The 23584-nt window shown below is 63.9% G+C and carries 26 protein-coding genes, 1 tRNA gene and 1 riboswitch; of the genes, 19 read left to right on the top strand and 8 right to left on the bottom strand.

Annotated features, from left to right (window positions below):
* The first annotated feature begins 61 nt into the window (after window positions 1-61).
* The 7 genes from mce to Amn_RS17730 all read left to right on the top strand — a co-directional run bounded on the left by mce (window position 62) and on the right by Amn_RS17730 (window position 6162).
* Window positions 62-466, top strand: coding sequence for a methylmalonyl-CoA epimerase (gene mce / locus Amn_RS17760; RefSeq protein ID WP_067960767.1), 405 nt, complete (start codon window positions 62-64; stop codon window positions 464-466).
* The gene (locus tag Amn_RS17755; protein WP_067960771.1) at window positions 463-732 is read left to right on the top strand and encodes a DUF1467 family protein; all 270 of its coding nucleotides are present in this window, start codon (window positions 463-465) and stop codon (window positions 730-732) included. Before mce ends, Amn_RS17755 begins: the two co-directional genes overlap by 4 nt.
* A gap of 461 nt (window positions 733-1193) precedes the next feature.
* Window positions 1194-2522 carry a proline--tRNA ligase gene (gene proS, locus Amn_RS17750; protein WP_067966358.1) on the top strand — a complete coding sequence of 443 codons (1329 nt, stop codon included), beginning with the start codon at window positions 1194-1196 and terminating at the stop codon, window positions 2520-2522.
* The gene (locus tag Amn_RS17745) at window positions 2519-3805 is read left to right on the top strand and encodes a lipoprotein-releasing ABC transporter permease subunit (RefSeq protein ID WP_067960776.1); all 1287 of its coding nucleotides are present in this window, start codon (window positions 2519-2521) and stop codon (window positions 3803-3805) included. Before proS ends, Amn_RS17745 begins: the two co-directional genes overlap by 4 nt.
* Window positions 3805-4488: an ABC transporter ATP-binding protein gene (locus Amn_RS17740; protein WP_067960781.1), complete on the top strand. Its 684-nt coding sequence runs from the start codon at window positions 3805-3807 to the stop codon at window positions 4486-4488. The genes Amn_RS17745 and Amn_RS17740 overlap by 1 nt, the downstream gene beginning before the upstream one ends.
* A 241-nt stretch (window positions 4489-4729) precedes the next feature.
* Window positions 4730-4879 (top strand): hypothetical protein, encoded by a 150-nt coding sequence (locus Amn_RS17735; RefSeq protein ID WP_154383891.1) that lies wholly within the window; start codon window positions 4730-4732, stop codon window positions 4877-4879.
* Window positions 4876-6162: a lipoprotein-releasing ABC transporter permease subunit gene (locus Amn_RS17730; RefSeq protein ID WP_067960784.1), complete on the top strand. Its 1287-nt coding sequence runs from the start codon at window positions 4876-4878 to the stop codon at window positions 6160-6162. Before Amn_RS17735 ends, Amn_RS17730 begins: the two co-directional genes overlap by 4 nt.
* A 552-nt stretch (window positions 6163-6714) precedes the next feature.
* On the opposite strand, the gene lipB is transcribed toward Amn_RS17730, so the two are convergent.
* Complete coding sequence (gene lipB, locus Amn_RS17725; protein ID WP_067960788.1) at window positions 6715-7455, bottom strand: lipoyl(octanoyl) transferase LipB; 741 nt, start codon at window positions 7453-7455, stop codon at window positions 6715-6717.
* 209 nt (window positions 7456-7664) lie between these two features.
* On the opposite strand from lipB, the gene Amn_RS17720 reads away from it, so the two are divergent.
* Window positions 7665-7749 (top strand) — tRNA-Leu (locus Amn_RS17720).
* Between the two features lie 107 nt (window positions 7750-7856).
* Here Amn_RS17720 and Amn_RS17715 read toward each other — a convergent pair.
* The 3 genes from Amn_RS17715 to Amn_RS17705 all read right to left on the bottom strand — a co-directional run bounded on the left by Amn_RS17715 (window position 7857) and on the right by Amn_RS17705 (window position 12061).
* Window positions 7857-8609: a glycosyltransferase family protein gene (locus Amn_RS17715; RefSeq protein ID WP_067960792.1), complete on the bottom strand. Its 753-nt coding sequence runs from the start codon at window positions 8607-8609 to the stop codon at window positions 7857-7859.
* The gene (locus tag Amn_RS17710; RefSeq protein WP_182573472.1) at window positions 8606-9514 is read right to left on the bottom strand and encodes a glycosyltransferase family 2 protein; all 909 of its coding nucleotides are present in this window, start codon (window positions 9512-9514) and stop codon (window positions 8606-8608) included. The genes Amn_RS17715 and Amn_RS17710 overlap by 4 nt, the downstream gene beginning before the upstream one ends.
* 267 nt (window positions 9515-9781) lie before the next feature.
* A complete protein-coding gene (locus tag Amn_RS17705) occupies window positions 9782-12061 on the bottom strand; it encodes a heavy metal translocating P-type ATPase (RefSeq protein WP_067960799.1) in 2280 nt (759 codons plus the stop codon).
* Between the two features lie 72 nt (window positions 12062-12133).
* Between Amn_RS17705 and Amn_RS17700 the strand changes: the two genes are divergently transcribed.
* From Amn_RS17700 to Amn_RS17685, 4 genes are all read left to right on the top strand, one after another.
* Complete coding sequence (locus Amn_RS17700; protein ID WP_067960801.1) at window positions 12134-12556, top strand: MerR family transcriptional regulator; 423 nt, start codon at window positions 12134-12136, stop codon at window positions 12554-12556.
* Window positions 12557-12682: 126 nt separating this feature from the next.
* Window positions 12683-14113: a magnesium transporter gene (mgtE, locus tag Amn_RS17695; protein WP_067960804.1), complete on the top strand. Its 1431-nt coding sequence runs from the start codon at window positions 12683-12685 to the stop codon at window positions 14111-14113.
* 160 nt (window positions 14114-14273) lie between these two features.
* Entirely contained in the window at window positions 14274-14660 is a 387-nt protein-coding gene (locus tag Amn_RS17690; RefSeq protein WP_055969316.1) for a MerR family transcriptional regulator, read from the top strand.
* Window positions 14661-14843: 183 nt separating this feature from the next.
* Complete coding sequence (locus tag Amn_RS17685) at window positions 14844-15341, top strand: CPBP family intramembrane glutamic endopeptidase (protein ID WP_286290828.1); 498 nt, start codon at window positions 14844-14846, stop codon at window positions 15339-15341.
* Here Amn_RS17685 and Amn_RS17680 read toward each other — a convergent pair.
* Together Amn_RS17680 and Amn_RS17675 are read right to left on the bottom strand one after the other, a co-directional pair.
* Window positions 15338-15814: a methyltransferase family protein gene (locus tag Amn_RS17680; RefSeq protein WP_067960808.1), complete on the bottom strand. Its 477-nt coding sequence runs from the start codon at window positions 15812-15814 to the stop codon at window positions 15338-15340. The genes Amn_RS17685 and Amn_RS17680 overlap by 4 nt on opposite strands.
* On the bottom strand, window positions 15811-16809 hold the full coding sequence (locus Amn_RS17675; protein ID WP_286290827.1) for an acetyltransferase domain-containing protein: 999 nt from the start codon (window positions 16807-16809) through the stop codon (window positions 15811-15813). Before Amn_RS17675 ends, Amn_RS17680 begins: the two co-directional genes overlap by 4 nt.
* A gap of 121 nt (window positions 16810-16930) precedes the next feature.
* Between Amn_RS17675 and Amn_RS17670 the strand changes: the two genes are divergently transcribed.
* The 5 genes from Amn_RS17670 to cobO all read left to right on the top strand — a co-directional run bounded on the left by Amn_RS17670 (window position 16931) and on the right by cobO (window position 20008).
* Window positions 16931-17620 carry a gamma-glutamylcyclotransferase gene (locus tag Amn_RS17670; RefSeq protein ID WP_263006701.1) on the top strand — a complete coding sequence of 230 codons (690 nt, stop codon included), beginning with the start codon at window positions 16931-16933 and terminating at the stop codon, window positions 17618-17620.
* Between the two features lie 67 nt (window positions 17621-17687).
* A riboswitch (cobalamin riboswitch) is annotated at window positions 17688-17884 on the top strand.
* Between the two features lie 35 nt (window positions 17885-17919).
* Window positions 17920-18096 carry a CbtB domain-containing protein gene (locus Amn_RS17665; protein WP_067960811.1) on the top strand — a complete coding sequence of 59 codons (177 nt, stop codon included), beginning with the start codon at window positions 17920-17922 and terminating at the stop codon, window positions 18094-18096.
* A gap of 16 nt (window positions 18097-18112) precedes the next feature.
* Complete coding sequence (locus Amn_RS17660; RefSeq protein WP_154383901.1) at window positions 18113-18889, top strand: CbtA family protein; 777 nt, start codon at window positions 18113-18115, stop codon at window positions 18887-18889.
* Window positions 18882-19391 (top strand): bifunctional adenosylcobinamide kinase/adenosylcobinamide-phosphate guanylyltransferase, encoded by a 510-nt coding sequence (gene cobU, locus Amn_RS17655; protein WP_286290824.1) that lies wholly within the window; start codon window positions 18882-18884, stop codon window positions 19389-19391. Before Amn_RS17660 ends, cobU begins: the two co-directional genes overlap by 8 nt.
* A complete protein-coding gene (cobO, locus tag Amn_RS17650; protein ID WP_067960818.1) occupies window positions 19391-20008 on the top strand; it encodes a cob(I)yrinic acid a,c-diamide adenosyltransferase in 618 nt (205 codons plus the stop codon). Before cobU ends, cobO begins: the two co-directional genes overlap by 1 nt.
* A 10-nt stretch (window positions 20009-20018) precedes the next feature.
* On the opposite strand, the gene cbiB is transcribed toward cobO, so the two are convergent.
* Entirely contained in the window at window positions 20019-20984 is a 966-nt protein-coding gene (gene cbiB, locus Amn_RS17645; protein WP_182573469.1) for an adenosylcobinamide-phosphate synthase CbiB, read from the bottom strand.
* Here cbiB and cobD point away from each other — a divergent pair.
* The gene (gene cobD, locus Amn_RS17640) at window positions 20983-22041 is read left to right on the top strand and encodes a threonine-phosphate decarboxylase CobD (RefSeq protein ID WP_502874727.1); all 1059 of its coding nucleotides are present in this window, start codon (window positions 20983-20985) and stop codon (window positions 22039-22041) included. The two genes, cbiB and cobD, sit on opposite strands and share 2 nt — an antisense overlap.
* Window positions 22038-22541 (top strand): tyrosine phosphatase family protein, encoded by a 504-nt coding sequence (locus Amn_RS17635; protein ID WP_286290821.1) that lies wholly within the window; start codon window positions 22038-22040, stop codon window positions 22539-22541. The genes cobD and Amn_RS17635 overlap by 4 nt, the downstream gene beginning before the upstream one ends.
* Before the next feature lie 174 nt (window positions 22542-22715).
* On the opposite strand, the gene Amn_RS17630 is transcribed toward Amn_RS17635, so the two are convergent.
* Window positions 22716-23519, bottom strand: a complete 804-nt coding sequence (locus Amn_RS17630; RefSeq protein ID WP_286290820.1) for a creatininase family protein — start codon at window positions 23517-23519, stop codon at window positions 22716-22718.
* Window positions 23520-23584 lie beyond the last annotated feature (65 nt).

Here is a 23584-nt window from a genome sequence, read left to right as displayed (position 1 = left end):
TGTTGTGGCCGTTTCGTCCTGTTCCGCGCTCACTGGTAGCCATTCGCTGGGATTTGGAACCATGCTTGGACGTCTCAACCACGTCGCGATCGCCGTGCCCGACCTCACAGCGGCAAGTGCTGTATATCGCGATACGCTCGGCGCCAATGTCGGCGCGCCGCAGGCGCTGCCGGAGCATGGCGTGACCGTGGTCTTCATCGACGTCGGCAACACCAAGATCGAGCTGCTCGAGCCGCTGGGCGAGGGGTCGCCGATTGCGGCGTTCCTGGCCAAGAGCCCGTCGGGCGGCATGCACCATGTCTGCTACGAGGTTGACGACATCCTGGCCGCGCGCGACCGTCTCAAGGCGACGGGCGCTCGGGTGCTCGGCGACGGCAATCCGAAGATTGGGGCGCACGGCAAGCCGGTGCTGTTTCTCCACCCCAAGGATTTCCAGGGCACGCTGGTAGAACTGGAGCAGGTATGACCTGGGTATCACTCGCAGCGATGTATTTTGTCTTCTGGTGGCTGACCTTGTTCGCCATCCTGCCTTTTGGCCTGAAGACCCAGGACGACGACCGTGACGTGACGCTTGGCACGGAGGCAAGTGCGCCGCGCGGACCGCATATGCTGCGCGCTATGCTGTGGACGACGGTGGTGACCGCTGTGGTGATCGGGGCGTTCTATTTCGTCACCAAGGGGCTGGGCTACAGCTTCGACGATTTCCCGCAGTTCATTCCCGAGATCAATTGACGCATTCCTAAGGGGGGGACGCAGTTAGCGTTGCTTCTCAGCGAAGCAGCATAAGCTGATGATTGCCCAAAAAAAATGCAAGGCACGAAGCCTTGCAATTTAAACGCGTCCGATCTGCTTTCCGTTGCCGGCGGCAGCGAGTTATCGCGCCTAGATCGCATCCTCCCAAGACTTTGACCGCGTAGGAGAGCGGATTTTTTCTCCGCCCTCTCGGTTATCGGGGCACATTAGACCAAGCCGAAATGAATTGTCACGCGGAATTTTGCTTCGTGGCGGGCAATCCTGTGCTGCGTTGCACAATTGATTGGCAAGTGCCCTCGATCAACCACAAAGCGCATTGTGACGCTGCGTCGAAACGGCATGCGCGGGTTTTCATTCCGCCTTGAAATGGCTATGAAGCCCGTTCAAGCAAGCCTCCTTGTCATGCCGATTCCGGCATCACCGATTTCATGGAACATTCGATGCGTCTGTCGCGCTATTTCCTGCCCATCCTGAAAGAGAATCCCCGCGAGGCGGAGATCGTTTCGCACCGGTTGATGTTGCGCGCGGGCATGATCAGGCAGCAGGGCCAGGGCAGCTTCTCCTGGTTGCCGCTGGGCAAGCGTGTGCTCGACAAGATCTGCCGCATCGTGCGCGAGGAGCAGGACCGGGCAGGGGCGCTGGAAATCCTGATGCCGACCATCCAGTCGGCCGAGCTGTGGCGCGAAAGCGGCCGCTATGACGACTACGGCAAGGAGATGCTGCGCATCAAGGATCGCAACGAACGCGACATGCTGTTCGGCCCGACCAATGAAGAGATGGTCACGGAGATCTTCCGGTCCTACGTCAAGTCCTACAAGGATCTGCCGCTCAACCTGTACCACATACAGTGGAAGTTCCGCGACGAGATGCGTCCGCGCTTCGGCGTCATGCGTTCGCGCGAATTCCTGATGAAGGACGCCTACTCGTTCGACCTCGACTACGAAGGCGCGAAAGCTGCCTACAACCGCATGTTCGTTTCCTACCTGCGCACCTTCACCCGGATGGGCCTGCAGGCGATTCCGATGCGCGCCGACACCGGCCCGATCGGCGGCGATCTCAGCCACGAATTCATCATCCTGGCCGAGACGGGCGAAAGCCAGGTGTTCTGCCACCGCGACTACCTTGCTTTACCTGTGCCGGGCGCTGCGACCGATTTCGCCAATGACGGCGAGATCGACGGCATCGTCAAGCAGTGGACGACGCCTTATGCGGCAACCGAAGAGATGCATGACGAGGCCGCCTGGGCGGCGGTGCCCGAGGCCGACAAGGTATCGGCGCGCGGCATCGAGGTCGGCCACATCTTTCACTTCGGCGAGAAATATTCCAAGCCCATGGGCGCCAAGGTCATGGGCCCCGACGGCAAGGAGCATTTCGTGTCGATGGGCTCCTACGGCATCGGCCCGAGCCGCCTGATCGCAGCGATCATCGAGGCAAGCCACGACGAGAACGGCATCATCTGGCCGGAGGCCGTGGCGCCGTTCGACATCGGCCTGATCAACATGAAGGTCGGCGACGCCGACTGCGACCGCATCTGCGACGAGCTCTACAAGGCGTTCGAAGCGGCCGGCAAGGACGTGCTCTATGACGATACCGACCAGCGCGCGGGCGGCAAGTTCGCGACCGCCGATCTGATCGGCCTGCCCTGGCAGGTCATCGTCGGCCCGCGTGGTGCGGCTGCCGGCGAGGTCGAGATCAAGAACCGCAAGTCCGGCGAGCGCCTGACGCTGCCGGTGGCCGAGGCGCTGGCCAAGCTGGGCGCCAACGCATGAACCAGGCGGTGGCGGCGAAACCGGCAGGGGCTGGGCCTTTCTCGGTGTTCGAACGCATGGTGGCATGGCGCTACCTGCGTTCGAAGCGCAAGGAGACGGTGATTTCCGTCATCGCTTCGATCTCCTTCCTCGGCATCATGCTGGGTGTCGCCACGCTGATCGTGGTGATGGCGGTGATGAACGGCTTTCGCGCCGAGCTGCTGACCCGCATCCTTGGCGTCAACGGCCATCTTGTCGTGACCGCGACCGACACGCCGCTCGAGGATTATGCAGCGGTCGCTGACCGCATCAATGGCGTGGCGGGCGTGAAATACGCGATCCCGCTGGTCGAGGGCCAGGTGCTTGCCCAGGGCAATGTCGGCGCCGGTTCCGGCGCACTGGTGCGTGGCATCAGGGGCGACGACTTGGGCAAGGTGACCTTGGTCGCCAACAACATCAGGCAGGGTTCGATCGTTGGCTTCGACCAGGGCGAGGGCGTGGTGATCGGCAAGCGCATGGCCGAGAACATGGGGCTGGTGCTGGGCGATTCCATCCGGCTGATTTCGCCCGACGGCGACGTGACACCGATGGGAACGACGCCGAGAGCCAAGGCTTATCCGATCACCGGCATCTTCGAAGTCGGAATGTCGGAATATGACAGCTCGATTGTGTTCATGCCGCTCAACGAGGCGCAGCTCTACTTCAACTCCGAAGGCAAGGTCGGCTCGATCGAGATTTATGTCGACAATCCCGACAATGTCGACGCGCTGAAACCCAAGGTCGAGGAAGCGGCGCAACGGCCGATCTTCCTCACCGACTGGCGCGAGCGCAACCAGACCTTCTTTTCGGCGCTGCAGGTCGAGCGCAACGTCATGTTCATGATCCTGACGCTGATCGTGCTGGTGGCGGCGCTCAACATCATTTCCGGCCTGATCATGCTGGTGAAGGACAAGGGCCACGACATCGCCATCCTGCGCACGATGGGGGCGACACGCGGCGCGGTTATGCGAATCTTCCTGATGACGGGAGCTGCCATCGGCATGACCGGCACGCTCGCCGGCGTGCTGCTCGGCGTCGTCATCTGCCTCAATGTCGAGCGCATCAGGCAGTTCTTCTCCTGGCTGTCGGGCACCGTGCTGTTCAACCCCGAGCTCTATTTCCTCAGCCAGCTGCCGGCCAAGATGGACATGAGCGAGACCATCTCTGTTGTGCTGATGGCACTGGTGCTGTCGTTCCTGGCGACGCTGTTTCCGGCATGGCGGGCGGCAACGCTCGATCCGGTCGAAGCCCTGAGGTACGAATGATGGGCATCGAGCATGTCATCGAGCTCAAGGGCGTCGAGCGCCACTATGAGCAGGGTTCGCGCAAGCTGACGATCCTCAACAATGCCAGCTTCGCGCTGAAGCCCGGCGAGATGGTGGCGCTGGTGGCGCCTTCGGGTGCCGGCAAGTCGACGCTGCTGCACACGGCAGGGCTGCTCGAGCGGCCCGACGCCGGCGACGTCATCCTGAATGGGCGTGCCTGCGGGCGGCTGTCGGACGATGAGCGTACCGCCATCCGTCGCAACGACGTCGGCTTCGTCTATCAGTTCCATCACCTGCTGCCCGAATTCTCCGCGCAGGAGAATGTGATGATGCCGCAACTGGTGAAGGGCCTGTCGCGCAAAGAAGCGGCCGAGCGTGCCGGTATGCTGCTCGACTATATGAAGATCGGCAAGCGGGCGCAGCATAGGCCGTCGGAGCTGTCAGGCGGCGAACAGCAGCGTGTGGCGATTGCACGCGCGGTGGCCAATGCGCCGCTGGTGCTTTTGGCCGACGAGCCGACCGGCAATCTCGATCCGGTGACGGCGGGTTATGTCTTCGACGCGCTTTCAGCACTTGTGCGGCAGTCGGGCTTGGCGGCCCTGATCGCCACCCACAACCACGAGCTTGCAGGACGCATGGATCGTCGCGTTACGCTTTCCGAAGGCAAGATCGTGCCCTTGTAGGGCTGCCTTTCTTCCGTCCACGGTGTCTCCAGAAGCGAGCTGCTGCCCGCTTCGCATCTCGTGCGGTCCGTTACCGCTGGTGGTCCGCGGCCCTTCTCACAAGGCAGGCTAACGCGGCCGCATGCTCTGCGGTTGCCTCGCGCCCGCGAGTTTCCATTCCGCCACGAAATGGCTATGAAGCCTGTGCACTGAAGCTGTGCGCCGATTCCGGCGCAACGTTCCTCATTTTTCGGACCAGCCCATGCGTTTGTCGTGCAGTTTCCTGCCCCGGCAGGTCATCGTCGGACCGCGTCGTGTTGCCGCCGGCGAGGTCGAAATCAACCGCAAGAGCGACACGCGCGAAACGGTGCGACTGGCCAGCACCCTCCAGCGCCTGGGCGTTGCCGCATGAGCCAGACAAGCGCAGCCAAGCCGGCAGGCGCCGGACCTTTTTCGACTTTCGAGCGCATGGTGGCGTGGCGCTATCTGCGCTCGCGTCGCAACGAAACGATGGTATCGGTGATCGCCTCGATCTCTTTCCTTGGCATCATGCTGGGTGTCGCCACGCTGATTGTCGTGATGGCGGTGTTGAACGGTTTCCGAGCGGAGTTGCTTTCGCGGATTCTTGGCATCAACGGCCATCTCATCGTCACGCCGGTCGATTTGCCGCTGGAGGACTATGCCGAGCTTGCCAAGCGGATCAATGGTGTCCCAGGCGTCAAATACGCCATTCCAATGGTCGAAGGTCAGGTGCTGGCACGGGGCAATGTCGGCGCCGGTTCCGGCGCGCTGGTGCGCGGCATCCGCGGAGAGGATCTCGGCAAGATCACGCTGGTTGCCAATAACATCAAACAGGGGGGCATCGCCGGTTTCGATACGGCCGGCGGCGTCGCAATCGGCAGCCGCATGGCTAGGAATCACGGCCTGGCGCTGGGCGACATCATTACGGTGATCGCGCCTGACGGCGATGTCAGTCAGCTTGGCACGACGCCACGCCTGCAAGGCTATGCGGTCACGGCGATCTTCGAAGTCGGCATGTCGGAATACGACGCCTCGATCGTGTTCATGCCGTTGTCTGAAGCGCAGACGTACTTCAACTCCGAAGGCAAGGCGCAGAGCCTCGAGGTCTATCTCGACGATCCCGACAATGTTGACGCGATCAGGTCCAAGGTGGAGGAGGCGGTACAGCGGCCGATCTTCCTGACCGACTGGCGCGAGCGCAACCAGACCTTCTTTTCGGCGCTGCAGGTCCAGCGCAACGTCATGTTCATGATCCTGACGCTGATCGTGCTGGTGGCGGCGCTCAACATCATTTCCGGCCTGATCATGCTGGTGAAGGACAAGGGCCACGACATCGCCATCCTGCGCACGATGGGGGCGACACGCGGTGCGGTGATGCGCATCTTCCTGATGACGGGAGCTGCCATCGGCATGACCGGCACGCTCGCCGGCGTGATGCTCGGCGTGGTCATCTGCCTCAATGTCGAGCGCATCAGGCAGTTCTTTTCCTGGCTGTCGGGTACCGTGCTGTTCAACCCCGAGCTCTATTTCCTCAGCCAGCTGCCGGCCAAGATGGATGTCGGCGAGACCATCTCGGTGGTGCTGATGGCACTGGTGCTGTCGTTCCTGGCGACGTTGGTTCCGGCATGGCGGGCGGCCGCGCTCGATCCGGTCGAAGCCCTGAGGTATGAATGATGGGCATCGAGCATGTCATCGAGCTCAAGGGCGTCGAGCGCCACTGACGCTTGCTGAAGACGCCCGGCGCTTGAGCCGGACGAATCTGTTCTCAACCGCTGTCCCTATCGCCTGATGACGCCGTTGCCTGTTCGTTAACGGGCGAAGGTCTCGGTTCGCCTGGATAAACCCTTCATTTACTGTCGAATCGGTTGCGGCGAGTGGCTGCTGCCGGATGCAATGGCTCGCGTTGACATTTGAACAAAAATAGAACAAATTACGAACATATTAAAAACAGGAGCAACAGATGACCGAGCTGGTACAGGATGTCATTTCGATGGTCTGCATGAGCACCTTCCTTGTCACCATGGCTGTGTGGATCGGCGCACTCTGATTGGAGTGCCTGATGAGCAGCGCGAGCTGAATCCCAACATGAAACAGGGCACCGGGTTAACTCGATGCCGACACCGTGCGGGCTGAAATCGCCAAGACGGAAAAGACTGAGCCAGCGCCGCCTGGCGCAAAATGAGTTGAATCAAGCGCGGATCGCAGCTGCCGCGCGGGAAGGCGGCCTCAGGCCGTCTTCCGGACAGCGGTCGCGGTGGTTTCGGCCGGCCCGAATATCTCTTCGAAGGCAGTTTTAAGCGCGACATCCAGGTCATCAATGGTCACCGGTAGGCCAAGGTCGACGAGGCTGGTAACGCCGTGGTCGGTGACGCCGCACGGCACGATGCCGGAGAAATGGCCGAGCTCCGGTTCGACGTTGATGGCGATGCCGTGGAAACTGACCCAGCGGCGAAGACGGATGCCGATGGCTGCGATCTTGTCTTCCGCCGGCGAGCCGTCAGGCAGGGCCGGGCGGTCGGGCCGCACCACCCAGACGCCGACGCGGTCCTCGCGCCGTTCGCCCTTCACGTTGAAGGCGGCAAGCGCCGAAATGATCCAGGCTTCGAGTGCCGCAACGAAGGCGCGGACGTCCTCGCGCCTTCGCTTGAGGTCGAGCATGACATAGGCCACGCGTTGGCCGGGCCCATGATAGGTGTATTCGCCACCTCGCCCGGTCTTGAAGACGGGAAACCGGTCGGGCTCGACAAGGTCCTGTTCCTGGGCGCTGGTGCCGGCGGTGTAAACAGGCGGGTGCTCGACAAGCCAGACCATCTCGCCTGATGTGCCCTGGCGAATCGCATCTGCGCGCTGTTCCATGAAGGCGAGCGCCTGATCGTAGGGCGTCAGGCCTGGTTCGATTCGCCATTCGACCGGTGCTGAACCGGGAAGGGCAAGAAACGACGTGGCGATCAGGCTGCGTTCGGTCATTCTGGGGGTCCGTTCGTCGACCTGATATGGCGGCTTGGGGATAAAACGTCCAGTGGTCAGGCTTAGAAAGCCGGCTATCGCAGCCTCCGTCATGCGGCTTCCCTTGGGGTATGCAAGAATGATGGACGAATATCGCACAGGGCGCTTGTTTCCCCGGAAACGATTTGCTACATGCCGCGAGCCGGTTCGGACCGGCCCTTCGTGACAGTGCGGTCGTGGCGGAATTGGTAGACGCGCAGCGTTGAGGTCGCTGTGGGGCAACCCGTGGAAGTTCGAGTCTTCTCGACCGCACCAGTCACTCCTAAGCGGAAATATCCGCTTCACCGGCCAGACGTGCCGGCAGGCTGAAAAGCCGGAAACTCCTCAATCATCAAACACGTGCAGGATGTTGACGGCCGTTTTTAAGGTTCCGTCTGAACTGCTGCAGCCAGGTCGGCCATCCACAACCCTCCGTCATCATGATGTGGCGGCGCGTAGGCGCGGCCCTGCGGAATCGTTTCGAAGCGGGCGTCTTGCTCGTCTGCAAGATAGTCGTAGCCGATCGGCTGGTCGCGAAGCTCCGGATCGAGATGATTGTAGAGATCCCGGCGTGCCAACCGTCTGGCCGGGGCGATCATCTTGAGATGATAGAGGTTCAGGTCGCAGTGCCGCTCGAGATAGCGGCCGTCGCGCGGATACCAGCATGCATGCATGCCACGGTCGGGCAGTTCGGCTGCATCAAAGACGGGGAAGAGCCGGTAGCGGACCTTCTGGCCCCAGATGCCGTCGATGCGATAGGCGTCTGGCTCGTAGAGTTCGCGCAGGTTGAAGCCCCAGGCCGTCGGCTTGCGCGGATACAGCAGCCTTCGAATGGCGGTCGCAGCGCCGATCTCGAATCGCTCGTCCGGATCCATGGCAAGAATCCAGTCGGCGCCGGCGGCCCGCGCAGCGCCGATGAGGGTGCGCTGGCGCTCGAACTCGCTGCTGACAATCCCGGTGGAGGCGCGGTCGTCCAGCGCGACCCAGCCGTCGACGATCGGATCGATGTTGGTCAGCAGGTCGGGCACCAGATGGGCGTCGTAGCGGTAGCTGAAAACGGCAAGTACCGTCTGCCGGCGGCGGAAAAGATCGCGCCAACGGCGTCGGCGCTGTGGCTTGGCCGTGACGGTGATCATGGCCGCACCCCGTGCCTGCTGAGGGGAGCGATGACAGATTTGTCCCTGCTGTCGGCCGCCATCAAAACGCCGGCGGCCTTGGCGAGCAGGCTGAGCCGCAGGATGGGCATGGCCCGCAGCGTCTGGATCAGTTCGTCGCCGGAGAGCCCCGCCATGGCCAACTGGCGGGCGGGGCGGTGCTGGCGCAGCACATCGCGGGCGATCTTGCGCAAGGATTTGCCGGACAGCCGGTGCATTTCGCGGCCGTAGTTGGTACCGCGCTGATACTGGTCGATCAGCAAGCGCAAGATCCTCGTTTCGTTGAGGTGAACCGTTCTTATGTCGCCATCCCAGGCCGGCTTGAGCTCGGCGGGCAGGCGCAACAGGAATTCGCTGTCCTCGCCGGTCGCCATCGTCTCGTCATAGAGGCCATGACGCGCAAACAGGCCGCGCTCGAAGGAGGCGCCATAGCGAATAGCCTGTTCCTCCGGCAATCCGGGCAGGCGGCGCATGAACAGGCTGAGATGGGCGGCGCAGGCGACCAGATTTTGCGGCTTGCTGTTGATCACAGCACTGGCGACGACAGGCGCGCCGGCCTTATGGCGTGCAAGGCGGCGCTCGACCCAGCCGGGTGCGGCGCGGCAATCATCGGCGAGGAAGGCGACGTAGGGCGCCCTGGTTCGTTCGATGCCGCGGTTTCTGGCGGCACCGACATAAAGGCGCTCCTCGAATTCGACGAAAGCGACGTCGAGGCCGTGGCGGCGGAGCAGGGCGCCGATGTCACCGCCGCCGGAATTGACGACGAGAATGTCGGTCGCCACTGACTGTTCGCGCAATGAGCGGACGGCGCCGACGATTTCCGCCGGGGCCCGGTAGCCAATGACGATGGTGGCAAGTTCAGGGGCAGGTGCTGGTTGTGACGACATTCAGTGCGCGCATGTTATCCACGGTACACTGCGATCGTCCCTTCGCAATGCAGGGACGATAACACACATTCCGTCGCGCTCAAGTCGTGGTGTCTGTCTTAAGGGCCGACGCCATGCGAACAGGGCGTGGCGTCGGCGGTGACGTGCGCCGCATCGCCGCCGGCCAGGCGGCGATGCCCAGGGATGGTGGAGCCGGGCAAGCTCGCGAGCTGAAGCAGTGTGCCGGGGCGGCTCTGCGCGCTTGAGACCTAGCAGAGCCGGCTTTCGTCAGCGCCCGCGCCAGGCGAGCAGGCGCATTGCGTTTGCGGTGACCAGCACGGTCGCGCCTGTGTCGGCCAGGATCGCCGGCCACAGGCCGGTGATGCCCATGATTGTCGTCACCAGGAAGACCGCCTTGAGGCCGAGCGCGATGGTGATGTTCTGGGCGATGTTGCCCATCACTGTCCTGGACAGTGCGATCATGTCGGGGATGTCGCTGACGCGGCCATGCAGGATCGCGGCGTCGGCCGTTTCGAGCGCGACATCTGTGCCCCCGCCCATGGCGACGCCGAAGTCGGCCGCGGCCAGAGCAGGGGCGTCGTTGATGCCGTCACCGACCTTGGCGACGACCTGGCCCTGCTTCTGCAGTTCGCGCACGATGCGCTGCTTGTCGTCTGGCATCAACCCGGCGCGGACGTTGATGCCGAGTCCCTTGCCGATGGCTTTGGCAGTGGCCTCGTTGTCGCCGGTCAGCATGACTGTGGCGATGCCATCGTCCTTGAGCCGGGCGAGAGCGGCGATGGCATCGGCGCGCGGCTCGTCGCGCATGGCGAGAATGCCCGCGACCCTGCCGTCGACGAGCAGCACCGAGACTGTTTTGCCGTCGGCATTGAAGGCAGCGATCCGCGCCTTTTGTTCGGCTGACAGCCCGGCCATTTCTTCGGCAGCACCAGGTGAGGCGAGGAAAACCTCCTCGCCGCCGACCCTGGCTGTCACGCCCTTGCCGGCGATGGCCTTGGCGGCATTGGCCGGTGGTATTGGCACGCCATCGGCCTTGGCGCGCCCGAGGATGGCCAGCGCCAGTGGATGGCTGGAGCCTGTTTCCAATGCGGCGGCGCGCGACAGGACATTGGCCTCGGAGAGGCTGATGCCGATGATGTCGGTGACTTTCGGCTTGCCTTCGGTCAGCGTGCCTGTCTTGTCGAGCGCGACCGTGGTGACGCGGCGCATGCCTTCGAGCACGGCGCCGCCCTTGAGCAGCAGGCCGCGGCGGGCGCCGGCAGACAGGCCGGCGGCGATCGCGGCAGGCGTCGAGATGACCAGCGCGCAGGGACAGCCGATCAGCAGGATGGCGAGGCCCTTGTAGATCCACTCCGACCAGTCGCCGCCGGCAACCAAAGGCGGCAGGATGGCGACCAGCGCGCCGACGACGAGGACGGCAGGGGTGTAATAGCGCGAGAAGCTGTCGATGAAGCGCTCGGTCGGCGCCTTGCTCTCCTGCGCTTCCTCGACCAGTTTGATGACGCGGGCAATGGTGTTGTCGGCGGCGGCCGCGGTGACACGGACTTTCAGCACCGCATCGGTGTTGATCGTGCCGGCGAAGACGTCGTCGCCTGCGGTCTTCGATTTGGGCACGCTCTCCCCGGTGACCGGGGCTTCGTCGAGCGTGCTCGATCCTTCGACGATTGTGCCGTCGGCGGCAACGCGGTCGCCCGGCCGGACCAGCATGATCGCGCCGACCTGAAGCGTGTCGGCCGCAACTCCCCGCGTCGTGCCACCTTCCTCGACGAGTGCGGTCTTGGGGACGAGGTCGGCCAGGCCGCGAATGCTGGCGCGTGCGCGGCGGGCGGCGACGCCTTCGAGCAATTCGCCGATGAGAAACAGCAGGACGACCATCGTTGCTTCTTCGGTCGCGCCGATGAACACCGCGCCGACGGCGGCGATGGTCATCAAGGTCTCGATGGAGAACGGCGTGCCCGATATGGCACCGGCATAAGCACGGCGGGCGACCGGCACCAGGCCGACCGCAAGTGCTGCCAGAAAAGCCCAATGCCCGATTTGCGGCAAGAGCTGGCCGATGGCGTAGGCGGCGACAAGTGCTGCACCGCAGGTGATGGTGAGCTTGGCCTTGCGCGATTTCCACCACGGGCCGTCGTCGAGGTCGAAATGATCGTGGCCGGCCCCGGCAACATTTGCCGCCGCCGCGCCATGGTCGTGTCCGGAATGGTCGCCATGATCGTGGCCGGAATGGTCGTGACCTGCATGGTCATGGCCGACGTGGTCGTGGCTGCAGTTCGGGCCGTGCTCATGGACATGAGCCGTCGGTGCCGCGGTCCTGGCTGCGCCCACTTCGGCAACCGAGTAGCCAAGCGCCTTCACCTGTTTCGAGATGGCGGCGGAGGGGGCGGGGCCCTGATGGGTGACGATCATGGTGCCGGCCGACACCGAAATGCCGACCTCGGTGATGCCGGGCAGGCGGCTGACCGCGTTTACGATCTTGGTCGCGCAAGAGGCGCAATCCATGCCGCCGACGCGGAAGCGTGTCTTGCCGTGGCTGGCGTCGTTCATTTCAGGTCCTTTCAATCCTATATGAAGCGATGCTAGAATCTCTAGCCACTAGAGGATCAAGAGGATTTTTCGATGAATCTGCCGATTGGCGAATTGGCGCGGCGAACCGGTGTCAAAGTGCCGACGATCCGCTTCTACGAACAGATTGGGCTGATCGCCGCGCCGCCGCGCACCGAGGGCAACCAGCGCCGCTATGGCAAGACCGAGATCGACCGGCTGAATTTCATCCGCCACGCCCGAGAACTCGGCTTCGAAGTCGATCACATCCGCGAACTGCTTGCCATGTCACAGGAGCCGCAGGCCTCCTGTCATCAGGCCGACAGCATCGCCCAGTCGCATCTGCTTGAGGTCGACCGTCGCATCGAGAAGCTCAGGCGGCTGCGCGGCGAGCTCGCCCGCATGATCGACGAGTGCGGCCATGGCCGTATCTGCGACTGCCGCATCATCGAGGTTCTGGCCGATCACGGCCACTGCGCCGCCGATCATGTGGCCTGATTGAGACAGGCGCGCGCCGCCTGTTCGAAGTGCTGCGTCCGGGCCGTATTTCATTTGATATTCCGGCCCTTTGCGGGCTAGGGATAACCCACCTCGAATCCCGAAATCCGCAAGCGGGAAGCGCCGATGGAAGCCCGACACGACCATAGCCACGGCGCCGACGCCGCTGACGCTGTCCGCGCCGAAATCTATGGCGATGACGGGGTGATTCTCGCGCCGTTCCTGGCCCATATCGGGGCGGCGATTGCCGATCGCGATACGCTGACGCTGAAGCGCGACGTCTCCGTCCTGCACCAGTCCGAACTTGGCGACCTGCTGGAGGCGCTGCTGCCGGAACAGCGGCTGGCGCTTGTCGAACTGATGGGCTCGGACTTCGACTTCTCGGCGCTGACCGAGGTCGACGATGCGATCCGCCTCGACATCGTCGACAACCTGCCCAACGAGCAGATCGCCCAGGCCGTCCAGGAACTCGATTCCGACGACGCGGTCTACATTCTCGAGGATCTCGACACCGAGGACCAGGACGAGATCCTGGCGCAGCTGCCGTTCACCGAACGCATCCGGCTGCGCCGTTCGCTCGACTATCCCGAGGAATCGGCCGGCCGGCGCATGCAGACCGAGTTCGTCGCCGTGCCGCCTTTCTGGAGCATAGGCCAGACGATCGACTATCTGCGCGACGACAAGGATCTGCCTGACCGCTTCAGCCAGGTCTTCGTCATCGACCCGACCTTCAAGCTGCTCGGCGCTGTCGACCTCGACCAGATCCTGCGCACCAAGCGCGCAGTCAAGATCGAAGAGGTGATGCACGAGACGCGCCATGCCATTCCTGCAACGATGGATCAGGAAGAGGCGGCGCGCGAATTCGAGCAATACGATCTGCTTTCCGCTGCCGTCGTCGACGAGAACGAGCGTCTTGTCGGCGTGCTGACCATCGACGATGTCGTCGACGTCATCCAGCAGGAGGCCGAGGAAGATCTGCTGCGCATGGGCGGTGTCGGCGACGAAGAGCTGTCCGACACGGTGGCGGCGACGTCGCGTTCGCGCGTGCCCTGGCTGCTGGTCAATCTCGGCACCGCTTTCATCTCGGCATCCGTCATCAGCCAGTTCGGCGCGACGATCGAGGAAATGGTGGCACTGGCGGCGCTAATGCCAATCGTCGCCTCGCTCGGCGGCAATGCCGGAACGCAGACGATGACGGTGACGGTGCGCGCACTCGCGACCCGCGACCTCGACATCTACAATGCCGGCCGCGTCATTCGCCGCGAGGTGATGGTCGGTCTGCTCAACGGCGCGGTCATCGCGACCATCCTCGGCCTCGTTGCCGGCCTGTGGTTCCACAATCCGGACCTCGGCTTTGTCATTGCTGCGGCGATGATCCTCAACATGCTGGCGGCGGCACTTGGCGGAATCCTCATTCCGTTGCTGCTCGACAAATTCGGCGCCGATCCGGCGATCTCGTCATCGATCTTCACGACGATGATCACTGACGTCATCGGCTTCCTGGCCTTCCTCAGTCTCGCCACCTGGTGGCTGCATCTCGGAGCCGCTCCGGGATAGTTGTGCTCGATTGACTTTTACGTAAATCGCGTGCCAGACTCCGCAAGGGATCGGTGACGGTTCCTCGGCTTGCGCGGATCAGTCGCGCGGCATGATCGCCTCGGCTAGTGCCCGGCATGAATTTGAGGCGGGGCGATAGCGTCCGCCGGGTGGAGAGACGATGCGGGAATATTACTCGATTACCGAACTGACCCGGGAATTCGACATTTCGACGCGCACGCTGCGCTTCTACGAGGACGAGGGGCTGGTCCAGCCCGTCCGCCGTGGCCGCACCCGCCTGTTCAGACCATCCGATCGGCATCTCATTCGCCAGATCATGCGCGGCAAAAGGCTCGGCTTCTCGATCAACGAGATCCGCGAGATCATCCAGATGTATCGCGAGCCGCCCGGCGAAGTCGGTCAACTCAAGCTGATGATCAAGCGCATCGAGGAGAAGCGCGAGGACCTGCGCCAGAAGCGCCGCGACCTCGAGGAGACGCTGGCCGAGCTCGACCAGGCCGAGGAATCCTGCGTCGAGCGGCTGGTCGAACTCGGCGTCAACACCTGACGCCCGATCCGGTCACGCTCTGCGGGCGGCAGCCCGGACTCGCCTACGGCATTGTGGTATGGTCAACTACCCCTCGGGAGTAGCTCCAATGTCCATGCTCGTCAGGACGGTTCGCGACTGGCCGGTCGTGAGCTTCGTGCTGCTGGCATTCACGTGCAACTGCTTGCTATCTGGCTCAATCCGATGTTCGGCTCGGCCCCGCCAGACTGGGCGAATGTGCCGGCCGTCACGGAAATCGCCGTCATGGTCGCGTTGCTCATGGTTTTCAGCGGTCCGCTTGGCGAGGAGCCGGGATGGCGGGGCTTTGCACTGCCCTTGCTTCTCGGCGAGCGCGGAGCGCTGAATGCCAGTCTGGTGCTCGGGCTGATCTGGGCGGCCTGGCACCTGCCGCTGGTGCTGCTGAACGACTACAGCATTTCCAGCGCGCTCAATGTCATGGCGGCAGCGGTGGTGTTCACGTGGCTGTACCAGAACTCGGCCGGAAGCGTGCTGCCGGCGATCCTGATGCATGCATCTCACCAGAACAGCGTCCGCTATCTCGGCCGCGTGTTTGAAGGCGGCGATGCGGCCCAGCATCAATGGATCGGCTTGATCTTATGGCTGGTGTTCGCGCTGGCGATCGTCGCCGTCTATGGGACGAGCAGTTTTCTCCGAAGGCAAGCGACCGCCGTCGCCGGTTAGATCCAGCGCCGGACCTTCTTCGCGTAATCGATGTATTTCTTGCCGAAACGTGCCTGCAGGTGCTTTTCCTCCGGTACGATGGCGAGCTTTTGCGTGGCAAAGGCGGCAATGAGGGCCAGCGCCAGGAACCAGACATTTGCGGTGATCAGCCCGATGGCGATCATCAGCAGCGTGTTGGCGAAATAGATCGGGTTGCGGGTGAAGGAGAAGGCGCCCGACGTGACCAGATGCTCGGACGGCCTGTCGGGGCGGATGGTGGTCTTGGCCCGCTTCAGCGTCTGCATGGCCGAATAATAGATCGCAACAACGCCGGCAACCGCCAGCCAGCCGGCGGCAAAAAGCAAGTCCGACAGCGGTTCGGTGATCCACGGCAAGGGATAGAGCAGTCCGAGCACCGCCGCCACCACGATTGCTGCGAGGTAGAGGATCGGCGGCCATGGCACCTTGCTGGGGGCGGCGTTGGGATTGGTCACTGCGCTCCTCCTGGTATCGTCTGATTTTCGGTGCTTGTCGTGCACATGGCGGCGGTCTGCCCGACATGGGCCTTCAACTTCGGGCTCTGGTCGGAGGCATAGAGCCGATCGAACGAATCATCCTTCTGCAACTCGTCGAGCATGCAGACACAGTAGCGCGAGCAGAAATCGGTGTCGCGGCTCTGCTCGCAGGAAAGCTGGCAGGATTTCAGGAAAGTGACCTCGCGGGTTTCGACCGGGGCCGGGAAGAGCTGGGCGAAGAGCCAGACCAGCGAGATCATCACCGGCTGGTGAATGAGGTAGAAGGCAAGGCTGTGGCGACCAAAGAAGGAGAGGGGGCGCGACCAGGCGCCGGGCTGAAGTCGCGCCATCCTTTCGATCAGGCCTGCCCTGAGCGCCAGTCCGGCGACGCCGATGCCAGCCAGCACTGCGCCGAAGAAGGGGAACAGCGGGACGAAATCGTTGGAGCGCGGGTTGGCGGTGGAAAGGCCGATCCAGACCAGGGCCGGGTGATTGAACGCCTCCGAGCGCAGATAGTGGGGTGCTACGATCACCAGAGCAGCGGCGATCAGCGTCAGCACCGGCGGGACGCGCAGGAAGGCGAGGCCAAGCACGCTGGCGAGCGCGATATGATGCAGGATGCCGAAGAAGATGAAGGTGTCGGGCGTGGCGAACCAGGTGGCGACGGTGATCGCTAGTGCCGCCGCTGTCACCATGGCGAGCCGCCTGAAATAGCCGGGCCAGCGGATGCCCTTGGCATGTGCCAGCACCAGGCTGACGCCGACGAGGAACAGGAAGCTCGAGGCGATGCAGCGCGCGAACAGCTTCCAGTTGCCATAGGCGGTCATGCCCGGATCGGCATAACCGAAGAATTCGAGGTCCCAGGCGAAGTGGTAGATCGCCATGGCGATCAGGGCTACGCCGCGGGCGATGTCGATGACCGATACGCGCCGAGAAGGTGCTTTGATCTGGTCGGGGTCCGGTTGCATCGTCATATTGTTCGCTTCTGCGTTTTCGGGTGTTGCAGCGCCCATGCAGCACTATCATGGTTGAAGCGGGGCGGAAGAGAGCAGAACTGTCTGTCGTGCACAGGGTTAAGCAATTGATGGGGCGGGCATGAGCGGACGAAAGATGGCGCTGACCGAGGAACTGGTGGCGCGTTGCCATCGCGAGGTCGCTGACACGGGCCCCGACCCCGATGCGATGCATCTCGACGACGCCGACTATGAGGTGATGATCGACGAGACGCTTGCCGCGCGTCCCGGCAATGGACCGTTGTGGCTGTTTGCCTATGGATCGCTGATCTGGAAACCCGAGGTGGAGCACACCGACGAAAGGGTGGCGCTGGCGCGCGGCTGGCACCGTTCGTTCTGCATCAACATGACCCGCTGGCGCGCCACAAAGGCTGAGCCTGGACTGATGATGGGCATGGATCGCGGCGGCCAGTGCAAGGGCGTGGCGCTCAGGCTGACGGACGGCGACCGCCGCGAGCAGCTGGACAGGCTGTTTCGCCGCGAGATGACGCTGAAACCCTCCACCTACAAGCCGCGCTGGCTGAAGCTCGCCACCGATGAAGGTCCGTTGACCGCGCTCGCCTTCGTCATCAACCGCAAAGGCCACGCCTATGCCGGCGCGCTGGGCGAGGACGCGGTGGCGGAGCGACTGGCGACGACCTGCGGCCATTGGGGTTCGGCTGCGGACTATCTCTATAATGTGGTCAGCAACCTCGAGCAGCGGGCGATCCACGATCGGCATCTGTGGCGGCTCCAGCATCTGGTGGCCGAGCGAATCGTGGCCCGCGGATGATCGCCGGAACGCCGCTTTCGAGCGCGGCGGCGTCGGAATTTGGTTTGCCGCCCAAGCCATTTGTTTCTATAGTTGCGGCGTCGTCGGTTCCGTTATGGAATCAAGAGGGAATGCGGTAAGGGCCATTTGAAGGTCCAAAGCCGTGGCTGCCCCCGCAACTGTATGCGGTTAGCTCTCCTCAAATGCCACTGAAGCTTGCTTCGGGAAGGCGGGGAAGGGTGCCGATCCGCAAGCCAGGAGACCTGCCGGCGACAGGCACTTATCTCTGTGCCCTCGGGTGGAGGGCGAAAGGACTTGTGATGAACACTGTTTCTGCTCTCGGCACCGACGTCTCTTCGCAGTCGCGTAGCATGCAGCTGGCGCTTGCCGCGCTGCTCGGCCTTTTCGTTGTTGGCTTCCTCGGGTTCTCGCATATGGACGTGGTGCACAACGCTGCCCACGACTATCGCCACTCGATGGCTTTCCCCTGCCACTAACCAAGGCGATCCAACAATGTCCATCTTCAGAAACGTCGTGTTCATCGCGGCGATCAGCGGGCTATTGGCAGGCGTGGTCCTTGCCGCACTCCAGACCTATGCAACCGTCCCGCTGATCCTCAAGGCGGAGACCTATGAGAACGCCGGCGGTGGCCATGAGCACGCCGCGGCACCAGTTGCCGGCACTGAGGCGACCGCCCCTGCGGCCGGCGCCGAAACCACGGCGGCACAGACTGCGGCGCCAGCCGAAGAAGAAGCCTGGGCTCCGGCCGACGGCGCTGAACGTTTTGCCTATTCGGCGCTCGCCAATATCGTCAGCGGCATCGCTTTCGGCCTGATCCTGGTCGCCGTTTCCGAGTTTGCCGGTGGCATCGCCAACTGGCGCCAGGGCGTGTTCTGGGGCTTTGCCGGCTTTGCCGTGTTTACCCTGGCTCCCGGTCTTGGCCTGCCGCCGGAGCTGCCGGCGATGCCGGCCGCCGATCTTGGCGCACGCCAGATCTGGTGGACGCTGACCGTCGTCGCCACCGCGGCGGGTCTCGCGCTGATCGCCTTCAAGCAGTCGCTGCCGCTGGCGATACTCGGTGTGGTGCTGATCGTTGCGCCGCACATCGTCGGTGCACCGCAACCGGAAAGCCACGAGTCGCCGATTCCAGCAGACCTGCACCACAGCTTCGTCGTCGCCGTCACCATCACCAATCTGGTGTTCTGGGTCGTGCTGGGGGCGGTGGCGGGCTACGTGCGCAACCGCTTCATGAGCGAGCCGGCGCCGTCGCTGAACAGCCGCCTTGCCTGAGAAGCTGACCCTCCTGCTCGGCGGCGCGCGCTCCGGTAAGAGCGCGCATGCCGAGCAGCTCATCACCCAATTTCCTGCGCCGTGGACCTATGTTGCCACGGCGCAGGCTTATGACGACGAGATGCGTGAGCGCATTTCGATCCATCTGGGACGCCGTGGCGAGGGCTGGCGGACGCTCGACGCGCCGCTGGATCTGGTAGGCGCGCTCGCCAGCCTGCCCGATGGCGCGCCTGTTCTGGTCGACTGCCTGACGCTTTGGCTTACCAATCATCTGCTGGCCGATCATGACGTCGAGGCCGAATGTGCGGCGCTCGTCGAGGCACTGTCGCGTCCGCGCGGGCCGTGGTTCGTGGTCTCCAACGAGGTTGGGCTCGGCATCGTGCCCGACAATGCACTGGCCCGCCGTTTTCGTGACGATGCCGGCAGGCTCAATCAGAAGGTGGCGGCCGTGGCCGAAGAGGTGCTGTTTCTTGTCGCCGGCCTGCCGATGAAGGTGAAATGATGAAGACGATCGACGAGCAGGAAGCCGAACGTCACCGCGCCAAGATGGCCAAGCGCAAGGCGGTTCAGGATGCCGAGGTCGCCGGCAAGACCATCGTCGAGAAGGGGCTGCTGATCGTCAACACGGGTCCCGGCAAGGGCAAGTCGACCGCGGCATTCGGTCTGGCGCTGCGCATGCTGGGTTATGGCCAGCGGGTTGGCGTCGTGCAGTTCATCAAGGGCGCCTGGCATTCGGGCGAGCAGGACGCATTCGCCGCCTTCGGTGACCGCGCCGTCTGGCACACGATGGGCGAGGGCTTTACCTGGGAGACGCAGGACATCAAGCGCGATATCGCCGCCGCCGAAGCAGCCTGGGCAAAGGCGCAGGAACTGCTGGCCGACCCGACAATTTCGCTTGTCGTGCTCGACGAGCTCAATATCGCACTGCGCTATGACTATCTCGATCTGGAGGCGGTGGTCGCGACGCTGCAGAACCGTCGCGAGGGCCTGCATGTCGTGGTCACCGGCCGCAACGCCAAGCCGGCGCTGGTCGAGGCTGCCGACCTTGTCACCGAGATGGGCGCGACCAAGCATCACTTCTCGGCCGGCGTGAAGGCTCAGAAGGGAATCGAGTTCTAGCGCTGCTGTGTCAGAGCCAGATGGCGAAGCCGATCAGGCCGATGGCGCCGACCAGGATGGCGTCGGCGGTCCAGTAGAGGCGGAGTGCTGCGCGGATATCCCGGGCATTGGCGTCCCGGCGGCCGCCCGCGCCCATGAAGGCGTCCTCGACCAAAACGCCGCCATAGGCGCGAGGGCCGGCAAGGGCGAGGCCGAGCGCGCCGGCCATGGCGGCCTCGGGCCAGCCGGCATTGGGTGAACGATGTTTTTGGGCGTCGCGCCAGACGGCCTCCCAGGCGGCCTTCGGGTCGGCGCCGGGCACGAGGGAGGCGGCGAGCACGATGGCAAGCGCGGTCAGGCGCGAGGCCGGCAGGTTGATGAGGTCGTCGAAACGGGCGGCGGCCCAGCCGAAGGCTTCGTGGCGGTTGGTGCGGTGGCCGATCATCGAATCGGCGGTGTTGGCCGCCTTGTAGGCGGCACCTCCAGCGAAACCTGAGATGGCGAGCCAGAAGGCAGGTGCGGTGATGCCGTCGGAGAAGTTTTCGGCCAGGCTCTCGATTGCGGCACGGCTGACGCCTGCTTCGTCGAGACGCTCGGGGTCGCGGCCGACGATCTGCGACACGGCCTTGCGACCGGCAATGATACCGCCGCTGTCGAGCGCGTCGGCGACCGCCTTCACATGGCTGCCGAGGCTGCGCTGGGCGACGAGGCTGGAAGCGGCGATGGCGGTCAAGAGCATGCCGAGGGGCAGCAAACCGAACAGCCGCTCCAGGGCGAAGGCGATTGTGGCGGGCAGTGTGACGATGACGACGAGGGCGGCGACACCCCAGATGCGGCGCTGAGCGTCGGTATCGGTGGCTCGGTTGAGGCTGATGTCGAGAAAGGATATCAGCTTGCCAATCCAGATGACCGGATGACCGATCTTGCGCACAAGCCGGTCCGGATAGCCGAGACCGAGTTCAACCAGAAGCGACAGGAAGGCGAGCGGAAAAGACATGACGCTTCTTGCAGGACGTAGGACAGGGACCGTGGACCACGGCGGCAGCCTGGAACGGGCGAGGGCGCTGTTTCCGGGAGCGCCCGAGCCATTCGTCGACCTGTCGACCGGGATCAATCCAAACTCCTATCCGCTTTTCGAGCTGCCTGCCACAGCCTTGTCGCGCCTGCCCGAGCCGGGCCGGGCGCGCGACCTCACAGCGGTTGCCGCCACTGCTTACGGTGCGCCCTCGGCCGCCCATGTGTTGCCGGCGCCGGGCACGCAGATTCTATTGCCGCGCATCGCCTCGCTGGTGCGGCCCGGCCGCGCCTTCGTGCTCGGGCCGACCTATCAGGAACACGCCCGCGCCGCTGCGATCGCCGGTCATCAGGTGGCCGAGACCCGCGATTTCGGGCAGCTTTTCGACGCCGACCTCGCCGTCGTGGTCAATCCGAACAACCCTGACGGCCGTGTCGTGCAGCGCAAGGACCTGCTTGAACTGGCCGCCAGCCTGCGCGCCCGCGGTGGGCTTCTGGTCGTCGACGAGGCGTTCATGGACGTCGGCCCGCTGGCGCAGAGCCTTGCCGGCGACGTCGAACAGAGTGGCCTCGTGGTGCTGCGCTCCTTCGGCAAGTTCTACGGGCTGGCCGGCATCCGTCTCGGCTTTGCACTGGCCCACCCCGATATCGCCGGTCGACTGGAGGAAGAGCTCGGGCCCTGGTCGGTGGCCGTACCGTCGCTCGAATATGGCATCAAGGCACTGTCGGATGCTGACTGGCAGCGTGAGATGCGGACGACGCTGGCGCATGCCGCGGATCGTCTCGACCAGGCCTTTGCCCGCGCTGGCGTGATCGTCACCGGTGGCACGTCGCTGTTCCGCCATGTTGACATTTCCGACGCCGCCGGACTGTTCAAGGCACTGGGGCGCGAGGGTATCCTGGTGCGCAGTTTCGCTGATCGACCGACCCAGTTGCGCTGCGGCCTGCCGGGCCACGAAGTCGAGTGGCGGCGGCTTGACGTGGCGCTGGGTGACTGGGCGCAGGACCGGGAAATGGCGAAGAGGGAGGCTGCGCGGTGATCTTTGTCTGCCCGCTTTCGAAGGTCGACGAGACAGTTGCGCGCATCGGCGCCGAGCGGCTTGTCTCACTGCTTTCGGCCGGAATGGAAATGACGCGGCCAGTGTCGATCCGCGCCGAGAACCACCTTTTGATGAACATGCACGACATCGCAGTCGAGCAGGACGGCATGACGCTGCCCGGCGAGGCCCATGTGCGGCAATTGCTCGATTTCGCTCGCGCCTGGGACCGCTCGCGGCCGCTGGCGATCAATTGCTTGGCTGGTGTAAGCCGGTCGACGGCGTCGGCCTACATTATCGCTGCGGCATTCGATCCGTCGCGCGACGAGACGGAGCTTGCCCTGCTGTTGCGGAGACTTTCACCAACGGCGACGCCCAATCCGCGGCTGATTGCGGTGGCAGACCACGTTCTGGGACGCAACGGGCGCATGGTGACGGCGATCGCCGCCATCGGTCGTGGCGCCGATTGTTTCGAGGGCGTGACATTCGGGCTGGAGGTCTAGGCGGCCAGGGTTCAGCTTAGCTGGTCGTGCGTCCTTCAGGGCTCGCCCGCCGATGGGCTGTGCACAACAGCGCTGACCGTTCGGGCCCACACCTCAGGATGAGGCCGGTCGTGCGACCCTTCACTCAGTTGAGCCGCTATCCTCGATCGGCGAGCCTCGAAGGACGCACCATCTCTACGCCAGCCATTCCGCCAACTTCGCCTTGCGGATGTCCTGCAGCAGGCGAACGAATCCCTTGGCTTGATGCGTGGCCGTCAGCCGCCCCTTCTCGGCGGTGGCGGCGAGCGCATTGCCGACCACGCCATGCGGGTTGAGATCGCTTGATATCCACGAGAAGCCGTGTGGGCCATGTGAGCGCAGCAGGTCGAACTCGGCCTCAGTGCGCTCGAAGCTGGAGGCAAAGTCCTGGGCCCTTGCCATCTCGACCAGCTCGGGGCGGAAATGCAGCATCAGCGAAGTCTCGACATCGCCGCCATGAATGCCGAGCTGGATCTCGCGAGGAAGGTAGAGGCCGTCGGGCGTGCCGAAGCGGCCCCAGCTCGAGCGCACCGACAGGGCGTAGAAGCGCACCCGCAGTTCGCGCGAGACGATGCCCATCACCTCCTCATTGCCGCCATGCGAGGTGACGAACACGAACTTGCGGATGCCCGCGCGGGCGATCGAGGCGCCGAGTTCGGTCCAGGCGTCGACCAGCATATTGGCGGGCAGGCTGAGCGTGCCGGGTGCCTGCATATGCTCGTCGGACTTGCCGACTGCCTGGATCGGCAGGAAGCGGGCGTCGAGGTCGTCGGGCAGATGGGCGAAGGTCTCGGCCAGCATGCCTTCCATGATCGAAAGGTCGGTCGAGACGGGCAGATGCGGGCCGTGTTGCTCGATGGCCGCGACAGGGATGACGGCGATGGTCATTTCCGGATCGAGACCGGCGAAATCGGCCGCCTTGAAGTCGCCCCACCAGACGCGTCGCTGCTTTTTCGTCACTGCCCGGCCTCGCCGCATGAATTCCCTCCGTCTGAATATGTCAGCGCGGGCGATTTTGTAAGGGG

This window comes from Aminobacter sp. Y103A, from assembly GCF_030294925.1.
Classification (GTDB): Bacteria; Pseudomonadota; Alphaproteobacteria; order Rhizobiales; family Rhizobiaceae; genus Aminobacter; species Aminobacter ciceronei.
This window is presented reverse-complemented; position numbering and strand designations above follow the sequence as displayed.